General features: G+C 46.3%; 7 protein-coding genes, 8 tRNA genes and 1 rRNA gene. 4 read left to right on the forward strand and 12 right to left on the reverse strand.

All coding sequences use genetic code 11. The annotated features are described in order from the left end of the window. Positions 1-191: 191 nt before the first annotated feature. The 3 genes from GON05_RS27710 to GON05_RS27720 all read right to left on the reverse strand — a co-directional run bounded on the left by GON05_RS27710 (position 192) and on the right by GON05_RS27720 (position 3,525). Complete coding sequence (locus tag GON05_RS27710; protein ID WP_157323753.1) at positions 192-1,313, reverse strand: ABC transporter ATP-binding protein; 1,122 nt, start codon at positions 1,311-1,313, stop codon at positions 192-194. Between the two features lie 113 nt (positions 1,314-1,426). Beyond that, complete coding sequence (locus GON05_RS27715; RefSeq protein WP_127458381.1) at positions 1,427-2,542, reverse strand: PucR family transcriptional regulator; 1,116 nt, start codon at positions 2,540-2,542, stop codon at positions 1,427-1,429. 131 nt (positions 2,543-2,673) lie between these two features. Beyond that, positions 2,674-3,525 carry a C40 family peptidase gene (locus tag GON05_RS27720; RefSeq protein WP_157323755.1) on the reverse strand — a complete coding sequence of 284 codons (852 nt, stop codon included), beginning with the start codon at positions 3,523-3,525 and terminating at the stop codon, positions 2,674-2,676. 234 nt (positions 3,526-3,759) lie between these two features. On the opposite strand from GON05_RS27720, the gene GON05_RS27725 reads away from it, so the two are divergent. From GON05_RS27725 to GON05_RS27740, 4 genes are all read left to right on the forward strand, one after another. Continuing rightward, the gene (locus GON05_RS27725) at positions 3,760-4,152 is read left to right on the forward strand and encodes a hypothetical protein (protein ID WP_157323756.1); all 393 of its coding nucleotides are present in this window, start codon (positions 3,760-3,762) and stop codon (positions 4,150-4,152) included. 6 nt (positions 4,153-4,158) lie between these two features. Then, positions 4,159-4,755: a gluconate 2-dehydrogenase subunit 3 family protein gene (locus tag GON05_RS27730; RefSeq protein WP_157323758.1), complete on the forward strand. Its 597-nt coding sequence runs from the start codon at positions 4,159-4,161 to the stop codon at positions 4,753-4,755. Further along, a complete protein-coding gene (locus tag GON05_RS27735; protein WP_157323760.1) occupies positions 4,752-6,314 on the forward strand; it encodes a GMC family oxidoreductase in 1,563 nt (520 codons plus the stop codon). The genes GON05_RS27730 and GON05_RS27735 overlap by 4 nt, the downstream gene beginning before the upstream one ends. Positions 6,315-6,407: 93 nt before the next feature. After that, positions 6,408-6,710 carry an MTH1187 family thiamine-binding protein gene (locus GON05_RS27740; RefSeq protein ID WP_157323762.1) on the forward strand — a complete coding sequence of 101 codons (303 nt, stop codon included), beginning with the start codon at positions 6,408-6,410 and terminating at the stop codon, positions 6,708-6,710. A 102-nt stretch (positions 6,711-6,812) separates the two neighbouring features. Here the strand turns inward: GON05_RS27740 and GON05_RS27745 are convergent. The 9 genes from GON05_RS27745 to GON05_RS27785 form a co-directional block, all read right to left on the reverse strand. After that, positions 6,813-6,885, reverse strand: a tRNA-Lys gene (locus tag GON05_RS27745). Positions 6,886-6,894: 9 nt separating this feature from the next. Beyond that, positions 6,895-6,976 (reverse strand) — tRNA-Tyr (locus tag GON05_RS27750). Between the two features lie 47 nt (positions 6,977-7,023). Next, a tRNA-Phe gene (locus tag GON05_RS27755) sits at positions 7,024-7,096 on the reverse strand. A gap of 44 nt (positions 7,097-7,140) precedes the next feature. After that, positions 7,141-7,217, reverse strand: a tRNA-Asp gene (locus tag GON05_RS27760). Between the two features lie 28 nt (positions 7,218-7,245). Next, a tRNA-Thr gene (locus GON05_RS27765) sits at positions 7,246-7,321 on the reverse strand. Positions 7,322-7,392: 71 nt separating this feature from the next. Next, a tRNA-Val gene (locus GON05_RS27770) sits at positions 7,393-7,468 on the reverse strand. A 16-nt stretch (positions 7,469-7,484) separates the two neighbouring features. Beyond that, positions 7,485-7,561 (reverse strand) — tRNA-Met (locus GON05_RS27775). Between the two features lie 29 nt (positions 7,562-7,590). Next, positions 7,591-7,682: transfer RNA gene (locus tag GON05_RS27780), tRNA-Ser, on the reverse strand. Between the two features lie 119 nt (positions 7,683-7,801). Then, positions 7,802-7,906: ribosomal RNA gene (locus GON05_RS27785) — 23S ribosomal RNA — on the reverse strand; the annotation flags it as partial.

Raw genomic sequence — 7,906 nt, forward strand, 5'->3', positions numbered from 1 at the left:
TCCTATCTCCTCTGCGTTTTGCCTGAGCAAAACCTGCTTCATCTGCTCATACTCATTTCTTTCCATTAGTTTCATCGTAATGGAATACGATACTGAAATCAACTAAAGTGTTCGCAAACTTCCTGTTTCTCCCCAAACAGCAAAAAAGCCAGCCGATTCCGGCTGGCCCTTTCAGTTCCATCAGTTCCAACTTATTTCGCTAAGATGGACAATGTGGATTCTTTATCGAAGAAATGAACTTTGTTCATATCCAAAGCCAATTTCACGTTTGTGCCTTCTTTGATTCCGGAACGGCCATCTACACGTGCGATAACTGTGTTAGCGCCGATACCGTTCAGGTACAAGTACATTTCGTGACCCAAGTTCTCAGTCAATTCAACGTTTACGTTGAATACTGTGTTCGGGGAAGCTTCCAAGAATACTGGCTCTTCGTGAATGTCTTCTGGACGAACTCCCAGAATCACTTCTTTACCAACATATCCTTTGTCTTTCAGTACTTGTGCTTTACCAGCTGGAACTTCAACGTTAACAGAACCTGCTTTGAAGAAGATTCCGCTTCCTTCTTGTGACAGTGTACCTGTCATGAAGTTCATGGATGGGGATCCGATGAAGCCCGCAACGAAGATGTTCACTGGGAAGTTGTAGATTTCTTCAGGTGTAGCTGCTTGTTGAATGATACCTTTATCCATAACAACGATGCGATCGCCCATTGTCATTGCTTCGATTTGGTCATGCGTTACGTAGATTGTCGTAACACCAAGACGTTTTGTTAATTTTGTGATTTCCGCACGCATTTGTACGCGAAGTTTCGCATCCAAGTTGGAAAGCGGCTCATCCATTAAGAATACTTGTGGCTCACGAACGATCGCACGACCCAAGGCAACACGTTGGCGTTGACCACCGGAAAGAGCTTTTGGTTTGCGGTCCAGCAAGTGAACGATATCCAAGATTTTCGCTGCTTCGCGAACGCGAGCATCGATATCAGCTTTTTTGAATTTACGAAGTTTCAAACCGAATGCCATGTTTTGATAAACAGTCATATGCGGGTAAAGGGCATAGGATTGGAAAACCATCGCGATATCGCGGTCTTTAGGAGCGACATCATTAACTAGGCGGTCTCCGATGTAAAGTTCACCCTCAGTGATTTCCTCTAATCCTGCGATCATACGAAGAGTTGTGGATTTTCCGCAACCGGAAGCTCCAACCAATACGACGAACTCTTTATCTGCAATTTCAAGATGGAAATCTTTAACTGTAGATTCTTCTGCACCAGAATATCTTTTAACGATATGATTTAAACGTACGCCTGCCATGTGTTCATTCCCCCTACGATTTATCGATGTACACTACTTGTTCATCAACTTTTGACTATACTCATCTTACCCCACGAAGCCCGGACTGACTATGCACAATACCTACAAAAAAATCACTTTCTTTTCGTTACTTTGTACAATAATAGTGCAAGTCTCACTAAAACCGCATGATTAAACGTTCGGACATCCAGTCCGGTCTCATTTTTGAACTTGTCCAATCGATATAATAGCGTGTTCCTATGAATATAAAGCTTCTTCGCCGTTTCACTAACATTGCAGTCTAATGTGAAGAAATGTTCAAGGGTTGTAACCGTCTCCGCGTCCAGCGCATGGTCGGTGCCGCGCAGCACCTGCTCCAGGAATTCGGCTTTCTCCTCTTCCTCAATCAGATGCAGCAGCTTTTCCAAGCGAAGCTCCCAACGGAGATGAATGAAGCTGCCTACGTGAAAAGAGCGGCCCAGCATGATCGTTTCCCTTAGTTTGAGAATCGTAGCAAACAGCGATTTCGCGGGTTTCACCGGATAGTCGATGGCTAGATGGCATTCTCCCACCCACTCATTCGCGAGCATTTCATATAAACCTGAACCTAGGGCATCTAGAATTTGTTCTACGCTTTCTTCTTCGTCGCCCTCGCGCTCCTCACTTCCGCTTGCTAGTAAACCTTCCGGCGCTAGAATCAGCCATTCTTTATCCATGAGAGGAATCAGAATAATCTCCGATTCAAAGAAAGATTCCAGCAGCTTCTTCAGCTCCGCGTAAGAAACGCTCTGGCTTTGAGAATAATCCCCGTATAAAAGCAGCGGAATTTTCGTTGAATACAGAGAGGATTGTGAGGCAAGCGCATCTGGAAGCTCCGCATAAGTCGAACCGAGTTCCATTTGCTGAAGCAGCCAATCCCTTAACTGATGAGCTTTTCTTTCATCTTCAGACAGGTAAATGCCTCGTTGTTTCTTTTCCTGTGTTTGTTTGGACTCAACCGTCATTTCGACGAGTTTGCGCTCAGATGCCGTCAGCTTGGCTCCAGCGATCTGTAAAACGCGTATATCCTTGTGTTCCTTAGCTAAATAAAACAACACATCTTGCCCACGTTCAATACTTCGACAAAAGCTCGCCGGGTGTTCGGCTTGTTCTTCGGATAAGTGCAACCAATCTGCTTCAGAGATCAAACCAATGTGCATAGGTGTCTGTAAAACCGCTTCCAAACGTTCTTTTATGCGCTCCCAATCCATCTGCGTCTCTCCTTAGTCCTAGCTTTCTTCTATCTCTATCTCCCTATTGTACCATATCTGGCAGGTTTCATGGAAAAGAACCCTCCTGCAACTAGGCTGCATAAGGGTTCCGTTGATTGATAGCTATTCTTCTACTTTAAAACCCGACGTGCCGTCACGTAATGATCCGCCCACCACTCTTTGTTAATCGACGTAAATTTCACGCCGCCTTCACCGTACGTATGAATCATCATGTTATCACCTACATAAATCCCTACATGGCCAATATTTTTCCCTGAATCTACGGTTGTGAAGAAGACTAAATCGCCGGTCTGCAAATCGCTTTTGCTGACAAACTTACCTTCTTTGGCTTGATCGCGAGATACCCGCGGCAGCGCTATTTCGTACTGAGCAAACACTGTCTTCACAAAAGATGAACAATCCATCGTTTTGGTTTGTCCATATGGCGCTCCGAAGACGTACGGTGTACCTAAATATTTCTGCGCAGTCAAAATAAGCTCTGCCTTCAACCGATCGTTGGAGGAAAGAATACTTTTCCCGCCAATGAAACTGCTCTTATAGTCATTTACACTACGAGTGACGACTTCGTCTTTGCTTTGGGAAGACATAACCATTTTCCCTTGACCGACATAGATCCCAGCAAATGATGGATTCTTACCACTGCCAAAGAACAAGACGTCACCTGGTTCCGCTTTGGACATATCCGTGATTGTCTTTTTATTCATTTTAAATTGATCTGCAAGCGTTCTTGGAATCGAGTAATCCAACGTTTGATAGACATAATAAATCAAGCCCGAGGAATCAAACCCCGCACCAGGCGTTTCGTTACCTTTGGAGTAATCGACTCCTACCATTTTCTTGGCTAGTGAAACTGCGTCCATATCATCGTTAGCGGCATATGCGGAAATAGCTGTTGTCGCTGACAGAGCGATCGTTACCGCTGCCGTTATTCCAAATGTGCGTCTTGCAAGAATCTTTATCATCTTAAATCCTCCAGTACGTATTTGTTAGTAGATATGGAAAAGTCCATTTAATCTAGTACAAGATTACCATGTCTATGAAAGGACTTTCATTCCTAAAATGTTTCCTTACGCACACATGATTGGTAATGCTAACAAATCTTTCATCCGTTCGTCATAAAAGACGGCGTGCTCATAAACTTTGTATTTTTGGAAATAATTGTACAAGGGATATTCGTCCTATAGGAGGTACTACATATGGTTTGGACGCAATGGTCTTTGGACCGAGTCATCATTCTCTTGATCGGGGTCGCATATCTCCTCTTATGGATCCAAGTGACTTTATCGCACTATCGTCAAAACTTTCATAAGAAAATAATGTGGAGCCCTGTTATCCTGTCTCTTCTTATCAGTTTTGTCTCCATCTTGTGCACGCTGATCAATCGTCATGGTTGGTATACGGCTGTGCATCTCATCTTTTGGCTTGGGGTCCTACAAGGATTAATCGGCTTTGCTTTTCACTTAGGTGGTGTACGCAAAAGAGTAGGCGGCTTTACTTTACGAAACTTTCTCACAGGACCGCCGGTGCTGATGCCTCTACTATTTTCTTTTCTAAGTATTCTAGGTCTTACTGCTATTTATGGAGGTTGATTGTTGATGACAAATCACAGCTATTATCCGACTTATAACGTCATGGATGAGCAAAAGGAATGGGATGCCAACACTCGGAATATTGTAAATGCACGTTTACAGCGTGAAACCATGTATCAGTACCTCACACAGGTAGAGGCAGAAACTCTGAGGGCTTGGTGCTCACTGCTTATGGATGATAATCGAGGGGAAATCATTCAGTACGTCCTCTGTCATATCGACGAGGTTCTCACACAGGACAAAGGCGAGGGGCAGCGAAAAATGAATGTCCCCCCTGCGCGCACGCTTCTACGTCAAGGACTTAAAGCCATTGATGAGACTGGTTGGATTGATAACAGCAAACCTTTTTTTCAACTGGATGAGACGTCACAGCGACACATTATGCTGCAAATCAGCAGCGACAGTTACCCTCTGACCGAAAATTGGGATGGCGTCCCGCAGAAAGCTTTATTTCAAAAACTGCTGAAGCTCAGTGTTGATGCTTATTACTCTCATCCTTTGGTATGGTCGGAGATTGGGTTCGGCGGTCCTGCCTATCCGCGTGGTTATGTTCGCGCAGAAACAGGCCAGCTTGACCCCTGGGAGGCTGTGAAGGAGCAATGAAGAGGAGATACGAGCAAGACGAGGTTGATATCTTAATCGTGGGAGCAGGCGCCGCTGGCGGCGTTCTGGCCAAAGAGCTGAGTGAAGCCGGTCTCAGTGTCGTTGTTTTGGATGCCGGACCTTGGCGGGATCCTCAGAAGAATTTTGCGAGTGACGAGTTGAGTATGCGGCAGTTAGGCTGGGAAGATACTCGGCTTGTAGACGGTACCGTTCCGCTAGGCATGGGTTACTCTAATTCGGGACGGGGAGTCGGCGGGGGAACGCAAAACTTTACGGGCGTTTTCTTACGATTTCATGAATCGGATTTCAAAACCAAATCCATCGATGGTGTAGGAGAAGACTGGCCCATTCATTATAAAGACCTTGAACCTTACTATAATCGGATTGAAAAAGAGATTGCCGTTTCCGGACCTAAACACTTCCCATGGGGCAACTTTCGGGGGCCTTATCCCTATCCGGAACGAGACCCCTTAAGTCCTAACGCCTATCTGTTTCAAAAGGGCTGCGAAGCACTCGGCATTCAATCTGCCGTTACTCCGCTTGCCATTCTGTCTGCTCCCTTTGATGGTCGTCCTCCCTGCATCAACCGCGGTTTCTGCATCCAAGGCTGCATGCCGAATGCCAAATTCAGCACCTTGACCGTACATATCCCCAAAGCTGTAAAAGCTGGCGCAGAGATCCTCCCCGATTGCATGGTCACGCAGATCGAAGTTGACGCAAACGGTCATGCCAGCGGTGTGCTCTTCGTCCATCAAGGAACGGAGTACCGGCAGCGTGCCAAAACGGTTATTTTATCCGCACATGCCGTCGAAACACCTCGTTTGCTGCTTCATTCCGCGTCACCACAATTTCCTGATGGTCTAGCTAATTCTAGCGGATGGGTAGGTCGTGCAATTATGACACATAGCAGCAACGACGTGTATGCCAAATTTGAGCAGGAGGTTCGTCTTTATAAAGGGACTCCTGTGCTAGCATCTACTCAGGATTTCTATGAGACGGATCCTCGGCGCGGTTATGCTCGCGGCTACACGATTCATTCTCACGGCTCCAGACCGATAGATATGGCTGAAGGGATCAGCAAATCAACACAAGATCCTCTTTGGGGAGCAGGGCTAAGACAAGCTATGCTTAATTACAATCACTACGGACGGCTCACGATGGTTGGAGAGGTTCTTCCTCAGTGGGATAACCATATCTCCTTATCTGACGAAAAAGATGACTACGGCATGCCACGTGCCGCTGTCACCTTTAATTACGGTGATAATGATCGCAAACTCATTGATCACGCTGTAGACAACATGCAGCTTATCCTCAAAGCGGCTGGAGGCGAAATTGCCTTCGTTGTACCGGATACGCAGCATTTCATGGGGGGATGCCGCATGGGAAATAACCCTACTACATCTGTCGTCAACACATATGGTCAGACCCACGATATACCGAACCTTTTCATCTGCGATGCGAGTCTCTTCGTGACCTCCAGCGGCTGCAATCCGACCAACACGGTTATGGCCCTTGCTGCAAGGACTGCGGATTATATTATAGAACTTGCAAGTATTTAAGGCAGCGCTGCTCTATCGTTTAGTTGCATCTCCTATCTTCCAACATCTACAATAGAGCATAGCAGGCAAGACGAAAGGAGCGCGTCAACATACATGGCTATTGTAGAATTCACGATTATCCCAATCGGAACAGCAACAACAAGTCTTAGCGGATATGTGGCTGATCTTCACAAAGAACTAGAAAAACACGCGGATATTACCTTCGAAATGACACCCATGGGAACTATCCTAGAAGGCTCCTTAGATCGAATTCTGGAGGTCATTCGAGCTGTACATGAGGTTCCTTTCACGAATGGCGCGCAGCGTGTATCCACCTCCATTAAAATCGACGATCGCCGTGATAAAGCGGCCTCCATGTCTCAAAAAATGCACTCCGTTGCAGAAAAGTTGAAATAAAAGAAGCATCCCTCATTGGGATGCTTTTTTGTATGTTAAAAGTAATCCGTATTATTAAAACAAAAAAAGACCCTCGCGGCCTTGTGTGTTTACTTATAAAAGTGAGCCATGTAGGACTCGAACCTACGACACCCTGATTAAAAGTCAGGTGCTCTACCAACTGAGCTAATGGCTCTTAGGGAAATGGAGGCTGATGGATTCGAACCACCGAACTCGGAGAGAGCAGATTTACAGTCTGCCGTGTTTAGCCACTTCACTAAGCCTCCAGATTGCGAGATAACCGTGCTGCGTTGCAGCAGCACAACCATCTCAATGGCTCGGGACGGAATCGAACCGCCGACACGAGGATTTTCAGTCCTCTGCTCTACCGACTGAGCTACCGAGCCTTATGTACTTCTTTTAGTTTGTCCCATTCAACGAAAAAGATGAATGGCGGAGCCGACGGGATTCGAACCCGCGGTCTCCTGCGTGACAGGCAGGCATGTTAGGCCTCTACACCACGGCTCCATGACAATTCAATTTGCACCATTATAAATGGTGCCGTCGAGAGGACTTGAACCCCCAACCTACTGATTACAAGTCAGTTGCTCTACCAGTTGAGCTACAACGGCATATAGTTTCGGGGCCCCCGAAAAGTAATCGGAAACTCCATCTTGGAAACACTTCACTTTTTGGGGTAAAGTGGTGGAGGCTGACGGGATCGAACCGCCGACCCTCTGCTTGTAAGGCAGATGCTCTCCCAGCTGAGCTAAGCCTCCATCTGGAATGGTTTTATGGTAGCGGCAGAGGGGCTCGAACCCCCGACCTTACGGGTATGAACCGTACGCTCTAGCCAGCTGAGCTACGCCGCCACATAAAAGGTGTTATATATGTTTGGAACTGGCGGAGAGAGAGGGATTCGAACCCTCGCACCACTTACGCAGTCTAACCCCTTAGCAGAGGGTCCCCTTATAGCCACTTGGGTATCTCTCCAAGACATATATACTCAGGAATTATTATTCCCTGAAAACTAGATACGAAACTTGTGTAAAGGTTTGAACATTTAGGTTTCAAGCAGAGAGACTTTTGACTCCGTCAAAAGATCCCTATATTAGGTTAAGCCCTCGACCGATTAGTATTCGTCAGCTGCATGCATTACTGCACTTCCACCTCGAACCTATCAACCTCGTCGTCTACAAGGGGTCTTACATACTGGG

Source organism: Paenibacillus anseongensis, from assembly GCF_009757995.1.
Lineage (GTDB): Bacteria > Bacillota > Bacilli > Paenibacillales > NBRC-103111 > Paenibacillus_E > Paenibacillus_E chondroitinus.